Below are 22269 nucleotides of genomic sequence, written 5' to 3' on the forward strand. Positions count from 1 at the left end.
GCACCGATCGGCTTCTAAACCCGCCACCAGACAAACCCACAAACCAAAACCAGATGGCCTTCCAATGGCCACAAATTTAAACCGGACAGTAGTGGGACAAGCCCGAGGATGACGTCGAGGGTTATGGCAAGGACCCAATAGCCTTTTTTACCTGGCCCGTTTCTGCCTCTCCCGGCCTCTTAATGCTGGTCGGTATGGGGCTTGTGAAAGATATCGTCGGTCGGCGGAATTGTCTGCCGTTCGATCATCCGGTGCACCCGTGGCCGTGTCTTGCCGCGGTGAAGCTCCAGCAGCCGGTCCCAGGCCTCCGCATCCGCCTGGGTGCGGCGGTGGTTGTGGCGGACATATTCCACCCATGTCGGCACATGGTAACTTTCCGTCCAGATGTCGGGGTTTTCGAGATCGCGCATCAGGTTCCAGTTCCGTGCGCCATCACGCAGACGGATTCGGCGGCGCTCGGCCATCAGTGGCAGAAATTCGCCCAGATCCTCGTCATGGATTTCATAATCGATGAGAATGGCAATGGGTCCACTGCGTGGCTTGACGTCCAACCTCAGCGGCGGCTCCACGAACCGGTTGAGCGGATCGAGATTGAGCGAAGCGAAGGCCGGCATGGCGAGTTTGAAACCGACGACAACGCCGAGCAGCATCAGTAGACAGGAGCCCAGCAGGGAATAGGAGATGCCATAGTCCTCGGCAAGCTCACCCCACAGCCAGCTGCCGACCGCAATGCCGCCGAAGGTCAGCGTCTGATAAAGCGACAGCGCCCTGCCAACTACCCATCGCGGGGTGGAGAGCTGGACGATGGTGTTGAAGAGCGACAGCGCCAGAACCCAGCAGGCGCCGGCAACGGTCAGCACCAGTGACGTGATGATGGCGCTCGTGCTTACCGCCGTCACACCGGCGCTGAAGGCGAAGCCTAAAAAGGCGACGCGCACGATCCATTCGCTGGACAGAACCTCGCGCAATCTGGCGCTCACCAGCGCGCCACCGATGGCGCCGACGCCAAAGGCACCTAGCATGACGCCGTAGGTCAAGGGGCCGCCCTCGACCAGATCGCGGGCGACGATGGGCATCAGGGCAAGGATGGCGCTAGCGGAAAGGCCGAACAGGAAGCCTCGCACCAGCACCTTGCCGATATTGGGTGACATCGCCACATAGCGCATGCCGGCCGATATGGCCGCCAGAAGCTGCTCGCGGGGCAGCGTCGAGGCATATTTCGGCGGCTGCCAGCGAAACAGGGCGTAGATCAGGGTGAAATAGCTCAGCGCATTCACAAAAAACGCGGCGGCGGCGCCGGCAGCAGCGACGATGATGCCGCCAATGGCCGGGCCGACACTGCGGGTGATGTTGAAGCCAACGCTGTTCAGCGTCACGGCGGCCGGCAAATCCTCGCGCGGCACCATTTCGCCGACGGAGGCCTGCCAGGACGGATTGTTGAGCGCGGTGCCGCAGCCGATCATGAAGGTAAAGAAGAGAAGCAGCCAGGGCGTGAGCCAGCCGGACCAGGCAAAGACGGTGAGCAGCACGGAGGCCGTCAGCATCAGGAGCTGCGCCGAAATCATGATGCGGCGGCGGTCGAAACTGTCGGCCAGCGCGCCTGAAATCAACGAGAACAGCATGATCGGCAAAGAGGTGGAGGCCTGCACCAGGGCGATCATGTTTTCGGAACTCGAAAGCGAGGTCATCATCCACGCGGCGCCCACCGCCTGGATCAGTCCGCCGAAATTCGAGGCAAGGCTGGCGATCCAGATTCGTCTGTAAGTCAAATGCCTTAAAGGCGCGAGTGGCGATTTACGGTCAGGCACGCTCTGTCCACTTGATGCAACTGCGATTTGTCAAACGGCAACTATAGACAGTGCCGGCGATCATGCCAGCCTTTCCGACATGGTAAGGGTGAAAATGTGACGGAGGCGGTACCCAAAGCGGAAGAGCCCGCTAAAACCTTGCAATCCCGCCCCGATGGGTCTATATGACCCCTGAAATTCTTGATCGCTTGATGAAGAGTGGGGCCGCGAGGCTCCGCTCTTTTTCGTTAGGCGAACCGGAAACGACGGGCAGAAGGCCCGGTGAACATCAAAGACCGGAAGGCCAGATGGCAGACACCGCACATGAACCGCGACTGATAACCGAAACGGGCATCGACCAGCGTATCGCCGAGATCATCGAGCCTGTTTTGACGGGCATGGGATATCTTCTGGTGCGCGTGCGGCTCTCCAACCAGAACGGCATGACGCTTCAGATCATGGCCGAGCGCGAAGACGGCACCATGACCGTCGAGGACTGCGAAGCCGTCTCCATGGCGATTTCACCGGTTCTTGATGTGGAAGATCCGGTCGATAAAGCGTATCATCTCGAAGTTTCCTCGCCCGGCATCGACCGGCCGATGGTTCGCAAATCGGATTTCACCCGCTGGCAGGGTCATCTGGTGAAGGTCGAAACCTCCATTCTGGTCGAGAACCGCAAGCGGTTTCGCGGCAAGATCGTCGAGGTCAATGCGGACGGCTTCAAGCTGGAACGCGACCAGATCGCCTATGGCGAGGAACCGACAGTCATCATTCCGTTCAGCGCGCTTTCGGATGCGAAGCTTATTCTGACGGACGATCTTATTCGTGATGCGCTGCGGGCAGACAAGGCGGCCAAGGCCGCCGCCGCAAACCAGAACGACGAAAACGAAGCAGACGAAGACTAATTCCAACGTAAAGCCCGGAAACAAGGGCGAACCCCGCAATCATGCGACTTACGGAGATAGAAAAATGGCAGTGAGTGCTAACCGGCTTGAGCTTCTGCAGATCGCCGATGCTGTGGCGCGCGAAAAGGTCATCGACCGCGAAATCGTGCTTGCCGCAATGGCCGACGCTATCCAGAAAGCCGCCCGCTCGCGCTATGGTTCGGAAACCAACATCCGCGCCGATATCAACTCGAAGACCGGCGAAATCCGCCTGCAGCGTCTTCTGGAAGTTGTCGAGGCCGCTGAGGATTATTCGACCCAGATCCCGCTGGAGCTGGCCCGCGACCGCAACCCGGATGCCAAGCTCGGCGACTTCATTGCCGATCCGCTGCCGCCGATGGATTTCGGCCGTATCGCCGCCCAGTCCGCCAAGCAGGTCATCGTGCAGAAGGTGCGCGAAGCCGAGCGTGACCGCCAGTATGACGAGTTCAAGGACCGCATCGGCGAAATCGTCAACGGCACCGTCAAGCGCGTCGAATACGGCAATGTCATCGTCGATCTCGGCCGCGGCGAAGGCATCATCCGTCGCGACGAGATGATCCCGCGGGAAAACATGCGTTACGGCGACCGCGTGCGCGCTTACGTCTACGACGTTCGCCGCGAACAGCGTGGCCCGCAGATTTTCCTGTCGCGTACCCATCCGCAGTTCATGGTGAAGCTCTTCACCATGGAAGTTCCGGAAATCTACGACGGCATCATCCAGATCAAGTCGGTTGCCCGTGATCCCGGTTCGCGCGCCAAGATCGCCGTCATCTCCAACGACTCGTCGATCGATCCGGTCGGCGCCTGCGTCGGTATGCGCGGTTCGCGCGTTCAGGCCGTTGTCGGCGAACTCCAGGGCGAAAAGATCGATATCATTCCGTGGAGCCAGGAGCCGGCCTCCTTCATCGTCAACGCCCTGCAGCCGGCGGAAGTCGCCAAGGTCGTTCTGGATGAAGAATCCGAGCGCATCGAAGTGGTGGTTCCGGATGAGCAGCTGTCGCTCGCCATCGGCCGTCGCGGCCAGAACGTGCGTCTGGCGTCTCAGCTGACCGGCTGGGATATCGACATCATGACGGAGCAGGAAGAATCCGAGCGCCGCCAGAAGGAATTCAACGAGCGCACGGCACTCTTCATGGAAGCGCTCGATGTCGACGAAATGGTCGGTCAGGTTCTGGCCTCCGAAGGCTTCGCGCAGGTCGAAGAACTGGCCTATGTCGACCTCGACGAAATTTCTTCCATCGACGGCTTCGATGAAGACACCGCCGATGAGATCCAGACCCGCGCCCGCGAATATCTGGAGCGCCTGGAAGCCGAAATGGACGCCAAGCGCAAGGAACTCGGCGTTTCCGACGAGTTGCGCCAGATTGACGGCCTGACCTCGCAGATGATGGTGGCGCTCGGCGAAGACGGCATCAAGACCATTGAGGATTTTGCCGGCTGTGCAGCGGACGATCTCGTTGGCTGGAGCGAGCGCAAGGATGGCGAGACCAAGAAGTTCGAAGGCATCTTCTCCAAGCTCGATGTTTCGCGCGTCGAAGCCGAGAACATGGTGGTGCAGGCCCGTCTTCTGGCAGGCTGGATCACCGCCGAGGAGCTTGCTTCCGCAGAGGAAGCCGATCCTGAGGCTGCCGAGGAGGCGGATACCGCCGAGCAGGAATGACATCGCAGGCGCATGAGCCGGACGATCTGCCCGAGACTGACGATGACGGGCGGATCAAGGGCGACGTCAACGGACGTATGTGCATTGTGACACGTCAGAGCGGATCGCCGGATGAGCTGATCCGCTTCGTCGCAGGCCCGGACGGCAACGTCGTTCCGGACCTGAAACGCCAATTGCCGGGGCGCGGTTGCTGGGTAACACCCGAGCGCGCCCTGATCGAGAAAGCCATCGCGAAGAAGCTCTTCGCACGGGCGCTCAAACGCGACGTCAAAGCCGGGCCGGAGCTTCTTGCTCTTCTGGACCGGCTGATGGCGCAGCAGCTTGCAGGCATGATGAACATGGCGCGCAAGGCGGGCCAGTTCATCAGCGGCGCGATGAAAGTCGACGCCGCCGTCCGTTCGGGGAATGCGATTGCCGTGTTCCACGCGACCGATGCTGCGGCAGACGGCGTTAGAAAACTGGACCAGGCCCGCAAGGCCTGGGCGCTCGGCAGCGATGCCGGCAATGAAATTCCGTCCTTCCGGCTCTTCAGCGGCGCCGAAATGGACGAGTTGATGGGCCAGAATGCTTTTATCCATGCCTGCGCGCTTGCAGGGCAGGCGGGTGAGGGTGTAGTGAAGCGCGCAACGATGCTTGAGCGGTACCGCCTTGGCGGCCAATCTCAGGCGGAACGCGACGCTGCCCGGACAGAACAATGACGCGGCTGCCCGACATGAACGGTCGCCGCGTTCCGATGCAGCAATTGAACGACGAGACCTGATGAACGTCATCCGGTTCTCGTCCGAAGGAACGGGAACGGAATGACCGACAACAACGACGACAAGACACTTAACGCACAGCCTAAGAAGACTCTCACCCTCAAGCCGGGCGGGATGAATCAGGGCACCGTGCGGCAGGATATGGGTCGAGGTCGCACGAACGCGGTTGTCGTGGAAACACGCAAGCGCCGCCCCATGCGTCCTGAAGACGAGAAGCAGGTTCATTCGGTTGCAGCGCCCGCTCCGAAGCCGGCCGCTCCTGCCGCCGCGGCAGCACCTCGGCCACAGGCGCCGCAGCAGCGCATCCACCAGCCAAGCGGCCAGCAGCAGCGTCCGGGTTCCTCCCAGCCGCAGCAGCGTCCCGGCTCGTCCGCACCGCAGCAGCGCCAGCCTGAGCGTCCGCGCGGCAACGTCCTGCACGACCTGTCGGCAGGCGAGATGGAAGCCCGCCGCCGCGCGCTGATGGAAGCACAGGCCCGCGACGTGATCGAAGCCAAGCAGCGCGCCGAAGACGAAGCGCGCCGCAAGGTGGAAGAAGAGCGCCGCATCGCCGCCGAAAAGGAAGAGGCCGCACGCCGTGCCGTCGAAGAGGCCGCAGCCGCCAAGTTGGCCGCAAGCCAGCCCGCCGTGGAAGCAAAGTCGGAACCGGTCGATGAAAAGCCGGCTGCCGCAGCCCAGCCGGCGCCGCGCGCCGAGGCTCGTCCTCAGCCCGCCGCTGCCGCCCCTTCTCGCGCAACTCCCGAAACCGCTGCTCCGCGCGGACGTCGTACCGATGGCGACGACGAGGACGATCGCGGTGCACGCCGTGGCAACCTGCCGGTTCGTGGCAAGGTCGCGGCGCCTGCACCTGCGAAGCCCGCAGCCCGTCTGAAGACGGAAGAAGAACGCCGTCGCGGCAAGCTGACCGTCACCTCGTCCAATCTGGATGAAGACGGCACGCCGCGCGGACGCTCCATGGCATCCATGCGCCGCCGCCAGGAGAAATTCCGCCGCAGCCAGATGCAGGAGACCCGTGAAAAGGTCATGCGCGAAGTGATCCTGCCGGAAACCATCACCATTCAGGAACTGTCGCAGCGCATGTCCGAACGCGCCGTCGACGTCATCAAGTTCCTGATGAAGGAAGGCCAGATGATGAAGCCGGGCGACGTGATCGACGCCGATCTGGCGGAACTGATCGCCGTCGAATTCGGCCACACCGTCAAGCGCGTTTCCGAATCCGACGTGGAAGAAGGCATCTTCAACCAGGCAGACGACGAAGGCGAAATGCTGCCGCGTCCGCCGGTTGTCACGATCATGGGCCACGTCGACCACGGCAAGACCTCGCTGCTCGACGCCATCCGTCAGGCGAATGTGGTTGCGGGCGAAGCCGGTGGCATAACACAGCATATCGGTGCGTATCAGGTCGAAAAGAACGGCCAGAAGATCACCTTCATCGATACCCCCGGCCACGCCGCCTTTACGGCCATGCGTGCCCGCGGTGCGCAGGCGACGGATATCGCCGTTCTGGTGGTCGCCGCTGATGACAGCGTGATGCCGCAGACAATCGAGTCCATCAACCATGCCAAGGCAGCCGGTGTTCCGATCGTCGTTGCGATCAACAAGATCGACAAGCACGAGGCAAACCCGGAAAAGGTTCGCCAGCAGCTTCTGCAGCACGAAGTGTTCGTGGAGTCGATGGGCGGTGAAGTGCTTGACGTGGAAGTTTCCGCCAAGAAACAGCTCGGTCTCGACAAACTGCTTGAAGCGATCCTGCTGCAGGCGGAAATTCTCGACCTCAAGGCAGACCCGAACCGTACCGCAGAAGGTACCGTCATCGAAGCGGAACTCGACCGCGGCCGTGGTGCCGTCGCGACCGTTCTCGTACAGAAGGGTACGCTGAAGCCTGGTCAGATCATCGTGGCCGGCGACCAGTGGGGCCGCGTTCGCGCCCTCGTCAACGACAAGGGTGAACACGTCAAGGAAGCCGGTCCGGCCATGCCTGTCGAGATTCTCGGTCTTTCCGGCACGCCATCTGCAGGTGACCGTTTCGCGGTTGTCGAAAACGAAAGCCGTGCTCGCGAGATTTCCGAGTACCGCCAGCGTCTGGCACGCGACAAGGCCGTCGCACGTCAGACGGGCCAGCGCGGTTCGCTGGAACAGATGATGAGCCAGCTGCAGACTTCGGGAATGAAGGAATTCCCGCTGGTCATCAAGGCAGACGTGCAGGGTTCGGTCGAAGCCATTATCGCTTCGCTCGACAAGCTCGGCACCGACGAAGTCCGCGCTCGTATCGTTCACTCGGGCGCTGGCGCCATCACGGAATCGGATATCTCGCTTGCCGAGGCATCCAACGCCGCGATCATCGGCTTCAACGTTCGCGCCAACGCACAGGCACGTACGGCTTCCGAACGCGCCGGCATCGAGATCCGCTACTACAACATCATCTACGATCTGGTGGATGACGTGAAGGCAGCGATGTCGGGCCTGCTTTCGCCGGAGCGTCGCGAGACCTTCCTCGGCAACGCGGAAATCCTCGAGGTGTTCAACATCACCAAGGTCGGCAAGGTCGCAGGTTGCCGCGTCGTCGAAGGCAAGGTGGAGCGTGGTGCGGGTGTGCGTCTGGTACGCGACAACGTCGTCATCCACGAAGGCAAGCTCAAGACCCTCAAGCGCTTCAAGGACGAAGTGGCAGAAGTGCCGGTCGGTCAGGAATGCGGTATGGCCTTCGAAAACTACGAAGACATCCGCGCCGGCGACACCATCGAGTGCTTCCGCGTCGAACACATCACGAGAACGCTCTAAAGCATTCCCAGGAAAAGTGGACCCCGGTTTTCCGTCCGGAAATGCGATTAGAACAAAGAGCGTTCTCGCCGCAAAACAGGAATTTACTGTCGGGCGCCGGCTTACCGGCGCTCGCTCCGTTTGAGGCATAACCAATGGCAAAAGCTACATCATCGGCCCCTTCGCAACGCATGCTGCGCGTCGGCGAACAGGTGCGCGCCGCACTGACCCAGATTCTCCAGCGCGGTGAAGTCCGCGACGATCTGATCGAAAGCACCGTCATTTCCATTTCGGAAGTGCGCATGTCGCCCGATCTGAAGATCGCCACCGCCTACGTGACGCCGCTCGGCGTTGCCGACCACACCGATATCATCACCGCGCTCAACCGCCATGCAAAATACATGCGCGGCCGTCTCGGCCCGCAGCTTCGGCAGATGAAATACATGCCGGAACTACGTTTCCGCGATGATACGAGTTTCGACAATTACCAGAAGATCGACGCGCTTCTGCGCTCGCCCGAAGTACAGCGCGATCTTGGACCTTCGAACGAAAAAGACGACGAACAGAACTGAAGCATGTCCAAACCACGCAAACAGCAGAACCGCAAACCCAAGGGCCGCCCGATTTCCGGTTGGCTCATTCTCGACAAGCCGCTGGATTTCGGCTCAACCGAGGCCGTTTCCAAGATCAAATGGCTGTTCAATGCCCAGAAGGCGGGCCATGCCGGCACGCTCGATCCGCTGGCCTCGGGCATGCTGCCAATCGCGCTTGGCGACGCCACCAAGACCGTGCCCTACGTGATGGACGGCCGGAAAATCTACGAGTTTACCGTCACCTGGGGCGAGCAGCGCTCGACTGACGATCTTGAAGGCGAGGTGGTCGATTCCTCCGAGCAGCGCCCGGACGAACAGGCAATCCGCGATCTTCTGCCTAATTATACCGGCGTTATCATGCAGACGCCGCCGCAATTTTCGGCCATCAAGATCGCTGGAGAGCGCGCCTACGATCTGGCGCGCGACGGCGAGACGGTGGAAATCCCCGCACGTGAAGTGGAAATCCATCGCCTGACGCTGCTTGCCTGTCCGGACGCCAACACCGCCCATTTCGAAGTGGAATGCGGCAAGGGTACTTATGTACGCGCGCTGGCGCGCGACATGGGCCGCGATCTCGGCTGTTTCGGCCATATTTCGGAACTGCGCCGCACCATGGTCGCCCCCTTCGGCGAAGACATGATGGTGCCGCTCGAAACCTTGACGGCACTGGAAGCCGTGGAGGATCGCGACGAGCGACTGGAGGCGCTGGATGCCTTCCTGATCGACACGGCCGAGGCGCTTTCCGCCCTTCCCCGCCTCATCATCAACGACGACCAGGCGCACAGGCTGAAAATGGGCAACCCCATCCTGCTGCGCGGGCGTGATGCACCGGCCAATCATCCGGAAGCCTATGCCACCGCGCATGGCAAGCTCGTCGCCATTGGCGAAATCGGCGAAGGCGAATTCCGGCCGAAGCGTGTTTTCGGCTAAGCAAAGGCTCGAGAAGGGCTGTCAATCGCCTCTTTCAATTGCACCCGGAATAGTTTATAGGCAGCGCCAGCTTGGGCTTTGCCTATGCTGCTGAATGGCCAGAGCTGGACGACATCCCGGCTTTAGGCGTCCCATTTTTCCTTAAAACAGAAAGGATCGTCCGATGTCGATTACTGCAGAGCGCAAAGCCGCCCTCATCAAGGAATATGCCACGAAGGAAGGCGACACCGGTTCGCCGGAAGTTCAGGTTGCTATCCTGACCGAGCGGATCAACAACCTGACCGGTCACTTCAAGGACCACAAGAAGGACAACCACTCCCGTCGTGGCCTTCTGACGCTGGTTTCGAGCCGTCGTTCGCTTCTCGACTATCTGAAGAAGAAGGACGAAGCCCGTTACACCAAGCTGATCGGTGCTCTCGGCATTCGCCGCTAATAACTTCTCCGGCGGGTTTCGCAACGATGCCCGCCGGTTTTTATATCCGGTCTTTTGAGGCCGCATGAATTTCCGGGCGTTCGCCGCTGATGTGGCCCCCGGCCGATAAGGGTGACCCGGATGGGCCGGCGCCGCCTTTTTCAACCGCAGACCTGTCATGGGGCAGGATTGCCGGATGCTTGCTTTTCGAAGCCTCCCGCTGTCTTGCCCGTGATTGAGTCACAGCGCTGCTTCCGCCGGTCACGACGCCGGAGCGGCAGCCACAACCAAGGACAAGATATGTTCAATCAACACTCCGTGGAAATCGAATGGGCAGGCCGCCCGCTGAAGCTCGAGACCGGCAAGGTTGCCCGTCAGGCTGACGGCGCCGTCATCGCAACCTACGGCGAGACGATGGTTCTCGCGACCGTGGTTTCCGCAAAGTCTCCGAAGCCCGGCCAGGACTTCTTCCCGCTGACAGTCAACTATCAGGAAAAGACCTACGCAGCCGGCAAGATCCCCGGTGGTTACTTCAAGCGCGAAGGCCGTCCGAGCGAAAACGAAACGCTGGTTTCGCGCCTGATCGACCGTCCGATCCGCCCGCTTTTCCCGGAAGGCTACAAGAACGACACGCAGGTCGTCGTCACCGTCATCCAGCACGATCTGGAAAACAACCCGGACGTCCTGTCGATGGTTGCGGCTTCCGCAGCGCTTACGCTCTCTGGCGTTCCCTTCATGGGCCCGGTTGGCGGCGCGCGCGTTGGCTACATCAACGGTGAGTATGTTCTTAACCCGCATCTGGACGAAATGGACGAGTCTGTTCTCGACCTCGTCGTTGCCGGTACGCAGGACGCCGTTTTGATGGTCGAGTCTGAGGCCAAGGAACTCAACGAAGAAATCATGCTCGGCGCCGTCATGTTCGGTCATCGCGGCTTCCAGCCGGTTATCGACGCGATCATCAAGCTCGCCGAAGTTGCTGCCAAAGAACCGCGCGAATTCGAACCGGAAGATTTCTCCGCGCTCGAAAACGAAATGCTGGCGCTCGCCGAAGCGGAACTGCGCGATGCCTACAAGATCACCGAAAAGGCAGCCCGCTACGCCGCCGTCGACGCCGTTAAGGCAAAGGTGAAGGCCCACTTCCTGCCGGAAGAAGGCGAAGCCAAGTACACGCCGGAAGAAATCGGCGCTGTCTTCAAGCACCTTCAGGCGAAGATCGTTCGCTGGAACGTTCTCGACACCAAGAGCCGTATCGATGGCCGCGACCTATCGACCGTTCGTCCGATCATCTCGGAAGTCGGCCTGCTGCCGCGTACCCACGGTTCGGCGCTGTTCACCCGCGGTGAAACCCAGGCGATCGTTGTCGCGACCCTCGGCACCGGCGAAGACGAGCAGTATGTCGACAGCCTCACCGGCATGTACAAGGAACGCTTCCTGCTGCACTACAACTTCCCGCCCTACTCGGTCGGCGAAACAGGCCGCATGGGCTCCCCGGGCCGTCGCGAAATCGGTCACGGCAAGCTCGCATGGCGCGCTATCCGCCCGATGCTGCCGACTGCGGAACAGTTCCCCTACACGCTGCGCGTCGTTTCCGAAATCACCGAGTCCAACGGCTCCTCGTCGATGGCAACGGTTTGCGGCACCTCGCTCGCACTGATGGATGCCGGCGTTCCGCTGGCCAAGCCGGTTGCCGGTATCGCCATGGGCCTCATCCTCGAAGGCGAGCGCTTTGCGGTTCTCTCCGACATCCTCGGTGACGAAGACCACCTCGGCGACATGGACTTCAAGGTTGCGGGTACGGCCGACGGCATCACCTCGCTGCAGATGGACATCAAGATCGCCGGTATCACCGAAGAGATCATGAAGATCGCTCTGGAGCAGGCACAGGGTGGCCGCAAGCACATCCTCGGCGAAATGGCCAATGCCATCACCGAGAGCCGCAGCCAGCTCGGCGAATTCGCACCGCGCATCGAAGTTATGAACATTCCGGTCGACAAGATCCGTGAAGTCATCGGTTCCGGCGGCAAGGTCATTCGCGAAATCGTCGAAAAGACCGGCGCAAAGATCAACATCGAAGACGACGGCACCGTCAAGATCGCTTCCTCTTCCGGCAAGGAAATCGAAGCGGCCCGCAAGTGGATCCATTCCATCGTTGCGGAACCGGAAGTCGGCCAGATCTACGAAGGCACGGTTGTGAAGACCGCTGACTTCGGCGCTTTCGTCAACTTCTTCGGCGCCCGTGACGGCCTCGTCCACATCTCGCAGCTCGCTTCCGAGCGTGTTGCCAAGACCTCTGACGTCGTCAAGGAAGGCGACAAGGTCTGGGTGAAGCTGATGGGCTTCGACGAGCGTGGCAAGGTTCGCCTGTCCATGAAGGTTGTCGACCAGGCAACCGGCAAGGAAGTCGCTGCCGACAAGAAGAAGGAAGACGGCGAAGCCGCTGCCGAATAAGGCCGCGCCGCCAGACCCTATCGAGGCGCGGGTTTTGCCCGCGCCTTTTTTCTATTAGAGCGTTTCCGCCTTTCTCCGAAACGCGCAAGCGCTCTACTTATTTGTTTTTACGCATTTTCCGGACGTAAAACCGCGACGCAATTTTACTGGAAATGCTCGATCTTAAGGACGCTCCCATGAGCCGTGACGCCGTGAAAACCCTTTTCCATCCCTTTGCCTCGGACATGCTTGCCATGCCGAAAGAGGGCGAACGCGTTCTGTTTCTGGGAGCGGAAGCCGGTCCCCGGCTTGACGGTTTTGACGCGGAGATCGTCGCGGTTCAGCATCTACGGCCGCTTTATCGTGCTCTGCAGGCTCAGGGTGCGGAAGTGACACCGGATATTTCGGGCGAGAATTACGATGCGGCGCTGCTGCTTTGCGGCAAACATCGCGGCGAGAATGAAAACCGCGTCGCCGAAGCGCTTTCGCGCGTGAAGGCCGGAGGCCTGATCGTCGCGGCCGGATCGAAGGAAGACGGTATCGTGACGCTGCGCAAGACGCTGGCAAAGCTTGGCATCGAGGTGGAATCGACGCCGAAGTATCACGGCGTCGCTCTCTGGTTCAAACGGCCGGACGATATTGCGTCTGCCGTGTCGAAGCTCGCCCAGAAGCCGGTGACGGTCGAAGGCCGCTTCACCGCCCTGCCCGGCATGTTCTCCCATGACCGCGTGGACGACGGCTCGGAACTGCTCGCATCGCGCCTGCCCACAGATTTTGACGGCAATGCCGCCGATTTCGGTGCCGGCTGGGGTTATCTCTCCGTCATGCTGGCCGAGAAATCGCCGCGCACGGCCCGTATCGATCTGTTCGAGGCGGACTGGAATGCGCTGGAATTCGCCAAAACCAATCTTCTCGAAAACAATCCGAGGCTGACGGCGCGCTTCTTCTGGCAGGACCTGGCAAACGAGCCGCCGAAGGAAAAATACGACCTCATCATCATGAACCCGCCTTTCCATGCGGCGGGGCAGGCAGCAGAACCTGCCCTCGGCCAGGCCTTCATCAAGGCTGCCGCCGGCGCGCTGCGCAGCGGCGGCAAGCTGCTGATGGTCGCCAATCGCGGCATGCCCTATGAGCCGGTGCTCGCGGCGGAATTCCGCACCAGCACTGAGGTGTGCCGCAATGCCCGCTTCAAGATTCTGAGCGCCCAGAAATAATCAACTCGGCAGAAATCAACTCAGCAGCCATGCCCATAGCGACACGGAGAGAACGCCGGTCGCTGTGGAAATGCTGATGGTGGAAGCGGCCACGCTGTGGCCGATGCCGAAGCGGTTTGCGATAAGCCAGGCATTGACCCCAGTCGGCACCGACGAGGTAAGCACGAGCGCCGCAGTCCATTCCCGGCTGAGACCGAGCGCATGACCCATTCCCCAAACGCAGGCGGGCAGCAGCAGCAGCTTGAACACCGTCATGGTGACGGCAATGCCCATGTTGCCTCGGATGGTATATTTCGTCAGCGCCATGCCGAGCGAAATAAGTGCTGCCGGCCCCGCCATGGAGGCGATCTGATCGACCACGGTTTTCAGGATGGGCGTCAGCGCCACGCCGGAAACATTGGTCGAAAGCCCGATGACAAGGCCGATCACCAGCGGATTGGTGACGAGATTGCGGCCCACTTGCTTGAACACCGCCGCCATGCTTCGCTTTTCCCCGCCGACCGCCTTGTGCGTGGCGTTTTCCATCAGGATCGTACCCGCGATCATCATCACAGGTAGATGGATGGCGAGCAGGATGGAGAGAGCGACCAGCCCCTCATCCCCGACGGAGCGCCCGACCAGCGGCAGGCCGATGAAGATATTGTTCGCAAATGCCGAGGAAATGCCGGCAATGACGGCGATGCGGACATCCTGCTTGAAGACATAACGGGTGACGATATGCCCGACCGTCCAGGTGACGGCCACGCCGGCGAAATAGGTGATCCAGAGCCGGAAGGGCGAAGCACCGTGAAAATTTGCTTCCGCAAGTGTGCGGAAGATCAAGGTCGGCACGGCGATCTTGAACACGAAATCGCTGAGGATATCGCCGGCATCGGCCCTGAACAGACCAGCCTTGACGGTGAGCCAGCCGATCAGGATGAGAATGAAAATCGGGGCGACATTCGCGGCAACGGCAGACATGGAGGGAGAGCTTTCGCGGCTTTGCGGGAGATACTCCGCTTTAGAGCCTTTTCCACGGGAATGGAATCGCGAAAACGCTCCCACTCCTTGTTTTCGCCACATGGCGTCCAAGAAAGACAAAACTCGCGAGCCGCTTTGGGCAGAAAGCGCGTCTTGGCCCGTAAAATTCGCAAGGCCGAACGTTACCCAAAAAAGAAAAAGCGGGGTCTCCCCCGCCTTTTATGTCCGTTATATGCCGCCAGTACATCCGTGGCGGAGATAACGGTTGAGCCAGAAGACCATCATGTCTTCCATTCCGGTATGCATTCACACACCTTTTGCTCTGACAAATGAAATAGCTTAACCACATTACAGACAGATGACGCGTTTTCGCTCCTCGCGGAGAACGGCATATTTTCTGTTTGGGCTTTTCTTGCCGCCAGAAATGTTTAAGACCTTTCGAAAAATACGCACACCCTGTGCGAAACGGATAGGGCCTATGACGAAATTCGACGTACTGACTGTCGGCAATGCCATCGTCGACATCATTTCCCGCTGCGACGATCGCTTCCTCAACGACAATGCCATTACCAAAGGCGCGATGAACCTCATCGACGCGGAACGGGCCGAGTTGCTTTACTCGCTGATGGGACCGGCTCTCGAAGCCTCCGGCGGCAGCGCTGGCAACACGGCGGCGGGCGTGGCTAATTTCGGCGGCAAGGCCGCCTATTTCGGCAAGGTGGCACAAGACCAGCTCGGCGAAATCTTCCAGCACGATATCCGCGCGCAGGGCGTCTATTTCGAAACCAAGCCGGAAGGCACCTTCCCGCCGACCGCGCGTTCGATGATCTTCGTGACCGAAGATGGTGAGCGTTCGATGAACACCTATCTCGGCGCCTGCGTCGATCTCGGTCCTGAAGACGTGGAAGAAGACGTGGTGGCGGATACGAAAGTCACCTACTTCGAGGGTTACCTTTGGGACCCGCCGCGCGCCAAGGACGCCATTCGCGAATGCGCCCGCATTGCCCATGAAAACGGCCGCGAAGTTTCCATGACGCTTTCCGACAGCTTCTGCGTTGGCCGCTATCGCGACGAATTCCTCGACCTGATGCGTTCGGGTACTGTGGACATTGTTTTCGCCAACAAGCAGGAAGCGCTTTCCCTTTACGAAACCGACGATTTCGAGCTTGCGCTGACCAAAATCGCAGCCGACTGCAAGATCGCAGCGGTGACGATGAGCGAGGAAGGCGCCGTCATCCTGCGCGGCACGGAACGTGTGAAGGTTGAAGCCTATCCGGTGCATGATGTGGTGGACACCACGGGCGCCGGCGATCTTTTCGCTGCGGGCTTCCTGTTCGGTTATACGCAGGACCGGTCGCTCGAAGATTGCGGCAAGCTCGGCTGCCTTGCCGCTGCCGCCGTCATTCAGCAAGTCGGGCCGCGCCCGATGTCATCTCTCAAGGCGCTTGGCGAGAAGCACGGCCTTATTTAAAGGCTTCACCGGGGTAAGCACCCCAGATTTCGCCCTGCGAAACCCAGCCCGAGGCTTGGCCGGCCTCGGCGCGGCACCAGTCGCCATTGCATTCGCCGATCCTGAAGACGACGCCCGGTTCGAGCCGCGCAACGACAGAAGCGCCCGACTGCGCCTCGCGGCGCATGTTCACGTAAACTTCCTTGCCCTTGCCACGCATCCACGGAGCCGCAACGGCCGTGCGCTCACCGGAAAGCAGAGCCTGGTTGACCCAGCCTTCCGTGCCGTCGGCATCGCGGATACGCCGCCAGTTCTCATATTCCTGAATGATTTCCACCGGCATTCCCGATTTCAGATACATCCATGACACGGCATAATCCGTGCTCGGTCCGATGCGCATGTTGACGCGCTTGGATTTCAGGCTGACAAAACGCGGCAGCGGTAGGCCGCTTGCGCCTTTGGCGGCACCCTGCGCCATGGCGTCGGTTGCCGCCCCGAGGAGGCCCAGAGACAATGCAATGCAAACGATAGAAACTACACTGCGCATGCCCATTTCCGTTTCCCGCCTTCTGCAAACCGGATGATATTTAAGGAGGCTCGTTTCCACATGCCTCAAGCTTCAGCGAGTTTTGTTTGTCTTCGCCGGTGGGTCTGGTAGAAACGCCCTGATTGAAAGAAATTATCGCTCTTTCTGGTTAATGACTTCTGAACAAGGCAGCGGCAAACGATGACCCACAAGAAGAGACCGACAGTCTATATCACCCGCAAATTGCCTGACGTCGTCGAAACCAGAATGCGCGAACTCTTCGATGCCGAACTGAATATCGACGATACCCCGCGCAGCGAGGCGGAGCTTGTCGCCGCCATGCGAAGGGTGGACGTGCTCGTGCCGACCGTCACCGACCGCATCACCGCCGCGATGATCGAGCAGGCAGGGCCGCAACTGAAGCTGATCGCCAGCTTTTCCAACGGCATCGACCATGTGGATGTGGATGCGGCGGCCCGAAAGGGCATTACCGTCACCAATACGCCCAATGTACTGACCGAGGACAGCGCCGATATCACCATGGCGCTGGTGCTCGCCGTGCCGCGCCGTATGATCGAAGGTACAAGGGTGCTCGCCAATGGCGCGGACGAATGGCTGGGCTGGTCGCCGACCTGGATGCTCGGGCGGCGGATTTCCGGCAAGCGCATCGGCATTGTCGGCATGGGCCGCATCGGAACCGCGGTTGCGCGGCGTGCCAAGGCCTTCGGCCTTTCCATTCATTATCACAACCGCAAACGCGTCAATCCAGCGACGGAAGCGGAGCTTGAGGCGACCTATTGGGACAGCCTCGACCAGATGCTGGCGCGGGTGGATATCGTCTCCGTCAATTGCCCTTCGACGCCCGCAACCTATCACCTGATTTCAGCGCGGCGGCTGGCGCTGATGCAGCCGACCAGCTACATCGTCAATACCGCACGCGGCGATATCATCGATGAAGCGGCGATGATCCAGTGCCTGCGCGAAGGCAAAATCGCCGGCGCCGGTCTCGATGTCTATGAGAATGAGCCTGCGGTGAACCCCAAGCTCATCAATCTCGCCAAGGAAGGCAAGGTCGTGCTGCTTCCGCATATGGGCTCTGCGACGATTGAGGGCCGTATCGAAATGGGCGATAAGGTCATCATCAACATCCGCACGCTGTTCGACGGCCACCGTCCGCCGAACCGGGTGCTGCCGGGGCGGAACTGAGCCGCTTCAGCCGAGGAATTTGGTCATTTCGATCGAGGTCGTGCGATTATAGCCGGCATGGGAGTTTTCGGCGGTCTTGACGAAACCCCAGGCGGCGAATTTGGTATGATTGGCGATAAGCTCGATACGGGTTTCCAGCCGCAACGCCGGTAACGCCAATTCGCGGGCCAGCGCTTCGGCCTGCTCCAGAAGCATCCTGCCTATACCCTTTCCCTGCGCTTTCGGGGAAACACAGAGTTTGCCGACATAAAGACAAGCGGGCGGCTCCGGCCGGCAAAACAGGCAGCCGACAATCTCATCGCCATCAAGCGCCACGAAAGCGATCTCCACCCTTGCCTTCTCCGCCAGATTTTCAAGCGTCAGGCGATGAGCCGACGACGGCGGATCGATGATGCCATCCATATAGGCGAAGGAGGACATGATAAGTGCCAGCAATTCCTGCCGAATTCTTCCCCGATCTTAGCGATCTCGATCATGGTTTCTTCCCAGTTGCCCGCCGCTTGTATCGCACGGTTTCGAAACGGGCCGACAGGGCGTCATAGAGGAGCAGACGGCCGATCAGCGGCTCGCCGGCACCGGTGATAACCTTGATCGCCTCCATGGCCATAAGCGTGCCGATAACCCCAGTCAGCGCGCCGACAATGCCTGTTTCCGCGCAATTGGGAATGAGGCCCTGCGGCGGCGGTTCCGGAAACAGGTCGCGATAGCCGGGCAACAGAGCACCCTCGGCATTCGTCTCATAGGGTTTCAGCACCGTCACCGAACCATCGAAACGGCCGACAGCTCCCGTTACCAACGGTCTTTTCGCAGCCTCCGCCGCATCGGCGGCGGTATAACGCGTATCGAAATTGTCCGAGCCGTCGATCAGGAGATCGAAGGATGGCAGATGGTCATGCGCCCAGACCTGCGAAAAGCGCTCTTCATAAACAAGCGTGCGGACATGCGGATTGAGCCGGGCGATGGCCTTGCGCGCGCTCTCCGTCTTCAGCTCCCCAATCGTACCGGTATCGTGGATCACCTGTCGCTGCAGATTGGACAGGGAAACCACATCGTCATCGATCATGCCGAGCGTGCCGACACCGGCGGCGGCAAGATAATGCAGGACAGGAGCGCCGAGACCACCGGCGCCGATGACCAGCACACGCGCCGCCTTCAGCCGCTGCTGGCCCACGCCGCCGATTTCCGGCAACAGGATATGGCGCTTGTAGCGTTCGATTTCTTCCGGGCTCAGCGGGTCCATGCCGTACTCCATTTCTCTGCCGTCATGCCGTGATGCTCCCATGGGAAACATTGAAGAACTGTGCCCGCTCGCCAAGAGCGGAGAACATGGCCGCATCCGTTCCGGTCATGAAACTCTGACCGCCCAGCGCGTGGATGAGATCGAACAGGGCGGCTCGCCTGCCCTCGTCCAGATGGGCGGCAATTTCGTCCAGCAGCAGAACCGGCGCATGGCCAGTCATATTGGCGGTCAGCTGCGCATGCGCAAGCACCAGCCCCACTAGCAGCGCCTTCTGTTCCCCGGTTGAACAGCGTTCGGCCTCCATGTCCTTTTCCGCATGGCGCACGAATAGATCGACGCGGTGCGGCCCATCCAGTGTGCGGCCGGCAGCAGCGTCACGATACCGGCCATCGCGCAACATAAGCCTGTATTCATCCTCCAGATCGACGGCGGGACGATTGAGCCCATCGTCCATGAAACCGGAGAGAGAAAGCGCCGCCGAGGGAAAAGCGGCATTGCCGGCCCGCCCCTCGATGAGGCTCTTCAAGAGGCCGAGCATCTCATAACGCGCGACCGCCATGGAAATGCCGAGTTCGGCCATCTGCTTTTCGATGCCGTCCAGCCAGACAGGATCGAAGCGGCCTTCCGAAAGCAGCCTGTTGCGGCCGCGCATGGCCTTTTCGAAATCGCTTGCCCGCCTTCCATGGGCAGGATCGAGCGACAGCACCAGCCGGTCGAGGAAACGCCGGCGGTCCGAGGACGAGCCGGTAAAGAGGCCGTCCATCGCGGGCGTCAGCCACAATACCCGCAGATGGTCGGTCAGTTCATCGACGGATTTCACCGGCGTGCCATTCAGTCTCAAGCGACGCGACACCACCTCGCCATCGCCTTCAATTCCCGTACCGATGGCAACTTCGCCATCCATGCCCTCGACATCGGCGAAGATCGAGAAGCCGGCGGCTTCGGCCCCTACCCGCGTCACATCAGACAGGGTGGCGCGACGCAGGCCCCTTCCGGGTGAAAGAAAGGAGACGGCCTCCAGAAGATTGGTCTTGCCGGAACCGTTGTCGCCCGTAAGCACAACATGGCGTTCATCGAGCGTGAGCGCGGCCGCCGCATAATTGCGGAAGTCTGTGAGTTTCAGCCGTAAAAGCGACACCTTGTTCGTCATGTGTACGGCCTAAAACGAAGAGGGACGGATAGCAAGGTGGGGAACGTCCGTCCGCACCGAAGACAGCCGCTAGAGTGCAATTCATTCTTCAGTAGCAACTTTTTTAGTCGCCGGTTATTTATGAACCGGTCCTCATCACCGGTAGCCCATTCATGCGCCTGATCTTTTCTCTCTTTCTCGCCCTCGGTCTTCTCTCCTCCTGCGCAGGCCGACCGGGGGCGGATGTGCTGGAGGCCGTCAACACCAGGACCCGAGACACGAAAATCGTGACCGCCTTCGTGGCGAGCACACGGGAGAAAAACACGGACGCGAAAAAGGGCTTCGGCACGGAGCGGGCAATGGAGCCGAACTACGCCAGTTTCGATATTTCCATTCCGCCAACCCATAAAAGCGGGAAAATCGAATGGGCCAGCGGCAAGCCGGACCCGAACAAAGACTTCGTCGTCACCAGGGCCGATATGCTGACGAAGACGCGCTTTAATGCCGATCTTGGCGACATAGCCCGCTCCGGCAAGCAGATCGCACTTTTCGTGCACGGCTATAATTACAGCTATCAGGAAGCCCTGTTCCGCGCGGCGCAGATGGCGGCGGATGCCAATATGAACGGCGTGCCGCTGGTCTTTTCCTGGCCGTCGCAAGCCTCCGTCGCCGGTTATGTGGCCGACAAGGAGTCCGCGACTTTTTCACGCGATGCGCTCGCCGCGATGTTGATCGATCTCACCCGGCAGACCCCTAAGAAGAGCGTCGTCGTGTTCGGTCACAGCATGGGCGGCTGGCTGGTCATGGAGGCGCTGCGGCAATTGCGTTTCCAGGGCAGAAACGATGTCATCGCCAAGCTGCAGGTGGTGCTGGCTGCGCCTGATATTGACGCCGATGTCTTCCGCAAGCAGATCGAGGTTGTCGGCCGGCTCAGCCCGCCGCTCACCGTTCTCGTTTCCAAGGATGACCGTGCGCTGAAAGCCTCTTCCATCCTTGGCGCCGACGTTACCCGTATCGGTGCGCTGGATGTGACTGACCGCCAAGTGCAGGAAGCCGCTCTCAAGGAGGGCGTGCAATTCGTCGACATCTCCAATCTGAAGGCGTCGGACCCGCTCAACCACGACCGCTACGCGGCGCTGGCCTCCATGGTGCCGCAGCTGGAGGCAAGCAGGCGCGGGGGCGATATCAACAGTGCCGGAGCCTTCGTTTTCGATGCGATCGGCGCCACTGTCTCCAGCCCCTTCCGCCTTGCGAGCCAGGTGGTGAACCCGCAATAGTTTTGCGGGTCCTTCCGACAAGCCGGTTTCAGAAATCCCAGTCTTCGTCTTCGGTCGCAACCGCCTTGCCGATGACATAAGAGGAGCCGGAACCGGAAAAGAAGTCGTGGTTCTCATCGGCATTGGGCGAGAGCGCCGAAAGGATCGCGGGGTTAACCCGGCAGGCCTCGGCCGGAAACAGCGCCTCATAACCCAGATTCATCAGGGCTTTGTTGGCGTTGTAATGCAGGAACTGCTTGACGTCCTCCGTCAGGCCGACGCCGTCATAAAGGTCTTCGGTATATTTCGCCTCATTGTCGTAAAGTTCGAGCAGGAGATCGAAGGCGAAATCCTTGATCTCCTGTCTCTGCGTTTCGCTGAGACGCTCCAGCGCCCGCTGGAACTTGTAGCCGATATAATAGCCATGCACGGCCTCATCGCGGATGATGAGGCGGATCAAATCCGCCGTATTGGTGAGCTTGGCGCGGCTTGACCAGAACATCGGCAGATAGAAGCCGGAATAGAACAGGAAACTTTCCAGAAACACGCTGGCGATTTTTTTCTTCAACGGATCGCCGCTGTCATATTCCCGCATGATGAGCGCGGATTTACGCTGCAGAAATTCGTTTTCCTCCGACCAGCGATAGGCGTCGTCAACGTCAGGGGTGAGGCACAGCGTCGAGAAGATCGAGGAATAGGAGCGGGCGTGCACGGCCTCCATGAAGGAGATGTTGGAAAGCACCGCCTCCTCATGCGGCGTTGCCGAATCCGCCATCAGGCGCACGGCGCCGACACCGTTCTGGATGGTGTCGAGCAATGTCAGGCCGGTGAAGACACGGATTGTCAGTTTCTGCTCTTCCGGCTTCAGCGTTCCCCAGGAGGGGATGTCATTGGAGAGCGGCACCTTTTCCGGCAGCCAGAAATTCGAGGTCAGGCGGTTCCAGACTTCGAGGTCCTTGTCGTCCTCGATGCGGTTCCAGTTGACCGCACGAATGCGGGACACGGGTTTTACGGCGATATTCATTGTCTTGTCCT

At 60.3% G+C, this 22269-nt stretch carries 18 protein-coding genes and 1 pseudogene; 12 read left to right on the forward strand and 7 right to left on the reverse strand.

Going from position 1 to position 22269, the window contains the following annotated elements:
• Positions 1-179: 179 nt before the first annotated feature.
• Positions 180-1808: an MFS transporter gene (locus ACQZ40_RS24130; RefSeq protein ID WP_448748793.1), complete on the reverse strand. Its 1629-nt coding sequence runs from the start codon at positions 1806-1808 to the stop codon at positions 180-182.
• A 287-nt stretch (positions 1809-2095) separates the two neighbouring features.
• On the opposite strand from ACQZ40_RS24130, the gene rimP reads away from it, so the two are divergent.
• From rimP to ACQZ40_RS24175, 9 genes are all read left to right on the forward strand, one after another.
• A complete protein-coding gene (gene rimP / locus ACQZ40_RS24135) occupies positions 2096-2692 on the forward strand; it encodes a ribosome maturation factor RimP (protein ID WP_059758925.1) in 597 nt (198 codons plus the stop codon).
• Positions 2693-2756: 64 nt separating this feature from the next.
• Positions 2757-4373, forward strand: a complete 1617-nt coding sequence (gene nusA, locus ACQZ40_RS24140; protein WP_059758923.1) for a transcription termination factor NusA — start codon at positions 2757-2759, stop codon at positions 4371-4373.
• Positions 4370-5071 (forward strand): RNA-binding protein, encoded by a 702-nt coding sequence (locus ACQZ40_RS24145; RefSeq protein ID WP_065656379.1) that lies wholly within the window; start codon positions 4370-4372, stop codon positions 5069-5071. The genes nusA and ACQZ40_RS24145 overlap by 4 nt, the downstream gene beginning before the upstream one ends.
• Before the next feature lie 102 nt (positions 5072-5173).
• A complete protein-coding gene (infB, locus tag ACQZ40_RS24150; RefSeq protein ID WP_104679202.1) occupies positions 5174-7912 on the forward strand; it encodes a translation initiation factor IF-2 in 2739 nt (912 codons plus the stop codon).
• Between the two features lie 134 nt (positions 7913-8046).
• Positions 8047-8463 carry a 30S ribosome-binding factor RbfA gene (rbfA, locus tag ACQZ40_RS24155; RefSeq protein WP_271044762.1) on the forward strand — a complete coding sequence of 139 codons (417 nt, stop codon included), beginning with the start codon at positions 8047-8049 and terminating at the stop codon, positions 8461-8463.
• A gap of 3 nt (positions 8464-8466) precedes the next feature.
• Positions 8467-9414, forward strand: a complete 948-nt coding sequence (gene truB / locus ACQZ40_RS24160) for a tRNA pseudouridine(55) synthase TruB (protein ID WP_020812680.1) — start codon at positions 8467-8469, stop codon at positions 9412-9414.
• A gap of 163 nt (positions 9415-9577) precedes the next feature.
• A complete protein-coding gene (gene rpsO, locus ACQZ40_RS24165; protein ID WP_004439050.1) occupies positions 9578-9847 on the forward strand; it encodes a 30S ribosomal protein S15 in 270 nt (89 codons plus the stop codon).
• Between the two features lie 279 nt (positions 9848-10126).
• Positions 10127-12274: a polyribonucleotide nucleotidyltransferase gene (gene pnp / locus ACQZ40_RS24170; protein WP_065656375.1), complete on the forward strand. Its 2148-nt coding sequence runs from the start codon at positions 10127-10129 to the stop codon at positions 12272-12274.
• A gap of 176 nt (positions 12275-12450) precedes the next feature.
• The gene (locus ACQZ40_RS24175; protein WP_174038689.1) at positions 12451-13467 is read left to right on the forward strand and encodes a class I SAM-dependent methyltransferase; all 1017 of its coding nucleotides are present in this window, start codon (positions 12451-12453) and stop codon (positions 13465-13467) included.
• A 15-nt stretch (positions 13468-13482) separates the two neighbouring features.
• Here ACQZ40_RS24175 and ACQZ40_RS24180 read toward each other — a convergent pair whose 3' ends face one another.
• Complete coding sequence (locus ACQZ40_RS24180) at positions 13483-14427, reverse strand: AEC family transporter (RefSeq protein ID WP_174038688.1); 945 nt, start codon at positions 14425-14427, stop codon at positions 13483-13485.
• 478 nt (positions 14428-14905) lie between these two features.
• On the opposite strand from ACQZ40_RS24180, the gene ACQZ40_RS24185 reads away from it, so the two are divergent.
• Complete coding sequence (locus ACQZ40_RS24185) at positions 14906-15898, forward strand: adenosine kinase (protein ID WP_065656372.1); 993 nt, start codon at positions 14906-14908, stop codon at positions 15896-15898.
• On the opposite strand, the gene ACQZ40_RS24190 is transcribed toward ACQZ40_RS24185, so the two are convergent.
• A complete protein-coding gene (locus ACQZ40_RS24190) occupies positions 15891-16424 on the reverse strand; it encodes an SH3 domain-containing protein (RefSeq protein ID WP_026363850.1) in 534 nt (177 codons plus the stop codon). The two genes, ACQZ40_RS24185 and ACQZ40_RS24190, sit on opposite strands and share 8 nt — an antisense overlap.
• Before the next feature lie 180 nt (positions 16425-16604).
• Here ACQZ40_RS24190 and ACQZ40_RS24195 point away from each other — a divergent pair, with 180 nt between their 5' ends.
• Positions 16605-17609 carry a 2-hydroxyacid dehydrogenase gene (locus tag ACQZ40_RS24195; protein WP_448748794.1) on the forward strand — a complete coding sequence of 335 codons (1005 nt, stop codon included), beginning with the start codon at positions 16605-16607 and terminating at the stop codon, positions 17607-17609.
• Between the two features lie 6 nt (positions 17610-17615).
• Here ACQZ40_RS24195 and ACQZ40_RS24200 read toward each other — a convergent pair.
• The 3 genes and pseudogenes from ACQZ40_RS24200 to recF all read right to left on the reverse strand — a co-directional run bounded on the left by ACQZ40_RS24200 (position 17616) and on the right by recF (position 19999).
• Positions 17616-18085 (reverse strand): annotated as a pseudogene (locus tag ACQZ40_RS24200) (GNAT family N-acetyltransferase).
• Positions 18082-18849 (reverse strand): molybdopterin-synthase adenylyltransferase MoeB, encoded by a 768-nt coding sequence (locus tag ACQZ40_RS24205; protein ID WP_104679199.1) that lies wholly within the window; start codon positions 18847-18849, stop codon positions 18082-18084. The pseudogene ACQZ40_RS24200 and the gene ACQZ40_RS24205 overlap by 4 nt, the downstream one beginning before the upstream one ends.
• Before the next feature lie 22 nt (positions 18850-18871).
• Positions 18872-19999 (reverse strand): DNA replication/repair protein RecF, encoded by a 1128-nt coding sequence (gene recF / locus ACQZ40_RS24210; protein WP_448748795.1) that lies wholly within the window; start codon positions 19997-19999, stop codon positions 18872-18874.
• Between the two features lie 152 nt (positions 20000-20151).
• On the opposite strand from recF, the gene ACQZ40_RS24215 reads away from it, so the two are divergent.
• Positions 20152-21255: an alpha/beta hydrolase gene (locus ACQZ40_RS24215; protein ID WP_448748796.1), complete on the forward strand. Its 1104-nt coding sequence runs from the start codon at positions 20152-20154 to the stop codon at positions 21253-21255.
• 28 nt (positions 21256-21283) lie between these two features.
• Here ACQZ40_RS24215 and nrdF read toward each other — a convergent pair whose 3' ends face one another.
• Positions 21284-22258: a class 1b ribonucleoside-diphosphate reductase subunit beta gene (nrdF, locus tag ACQZ40_RS24220; RefSeq protein ID WP_080855740.1), complete on the reverse strand. Its 975-nt coding sequence runs from the start codon at positions 22256-22258 to the stop codon at positions 21284-21286.
• Positions 22259-22269: the final 11 nt, after the last annotated feature.

Source organism: Agrobacterium sp. 16-172Ci, from assembly GCF_053522725.1.

Bases quoted from the DNA above. Each gene is read 5' to 3' on its own strand.
- rimP (WP_059758925.1), top strand. From the start codon at position 2,096: ATGGCAGACACCGCACATGAACCGCGACTGATAACCGAAACGGGCATC.
- nusA (WP_059758923.1), top strand. From the start codon at position 2,757: ATGGCAGTGAGTGCTAACCGGCTTGAGCTTCTGCAGATCGCCGATGCT.
- ACQZ40_RS24145 (WP_065656379.1), top strand. From the start codon at position 4,370: ATGACATCGCAGGCGCATGAGCCGGACGATCTGCCCGAGACTGACGAT.
- infB (WP_104679202.1), top strand. From the start codon at position 5,174: ATGACCGACAACAACGACGACAAGACACTTAACGCACAGCCTAAGAAG.
- rbfA (WP_271044762.1), top strand. From the start codon at position 8,047: ATGGCAAAAGCTACATCATCGGCCCCTTCGCAACGCATGCTGCGCGTC.
- truB (WP_020812680.1), top strand. From the start codon at position 8,467: ATGTCCAAACCACGCAAACAGCAGAACCGCAAACCCAAGGGCCGCCCG.
- rpsO (WP_004439050.1), top strand. From the start codon at position 9,578: ATGTCGATTACTGCAGAGCGCAAAGCCGCCCTCATCAAGGAATATGCC.
- pnp (WP_065656375.1), top strand. From the start codon at position 10,127: ATGTTCAATCAACACTCCGTGGAAATCGAATGGGCAGGCCGCCCGCTG.
- ACQZ40_RS24175 (WP_174038689.1), top strand. From the start codon at position 12,451: ATGAGCCGTGACGCCGTGAAAACCCTTTTCCATCCCTTTGCCTCGGAC.
- ACQZ40_RS24180 (WP_174038688.1), bottom strand. From the start codon at position 14,427: ATGTCTGCCGTTGCCGCGAATGTCGCCCCGATTTTCATTCTCATCCTG.
- ACQZ40_RS24185 (WP_065656372.1), top strand. From the start codon at position 14,906: ATGACGAAATTCGACGTACTGACTGTCGGCAATGCCATCGTCGACATC.
- ACQZ40_RS24190 (WP_026363850.1), bottom strand. From the start codon at position 16,424: ATGCGCAGTGTAGTTTCTATCGTTTGCATTGCATTGTCTCTGGGCCTC.
- ACQZ40_RS24195 (WP_448748794.1), top strand. From the start codon at position 16,605: ATGACCCACAAGAAGAGACCGACAGTCTATATCACCCGCAAATTGCCT.
- ACQZ40_RS24205 (WP_104679199.1), bottom strand. From the start codon at position 18,849: ATGGACCCGCTGAGCCCGGAAGAAATCGAACGCTACAAGCGCCATATC.
- recF (WP_448748795.1), bottom strand. From the start codon at position 19,999: ATGACGAACAAGGTGTCGCTTTTACGGCTGAAACTCACAGACTTCCGC.
- ACQZ40_RS24215 (WP_448748796.1), top strand. From the start codon at position 20,152: ATGCGCCTGATCTTTTCTCTCTTTCTCGCCCTCGGTCTTCTCTCCTCC.
- nrdF (WP_080855740.1), bottom strand. From the start codon at position 22,258: ATGAATATCGCCGTAAAACCCGTGTCCCGCATTCGTGCGGTCAACTGG.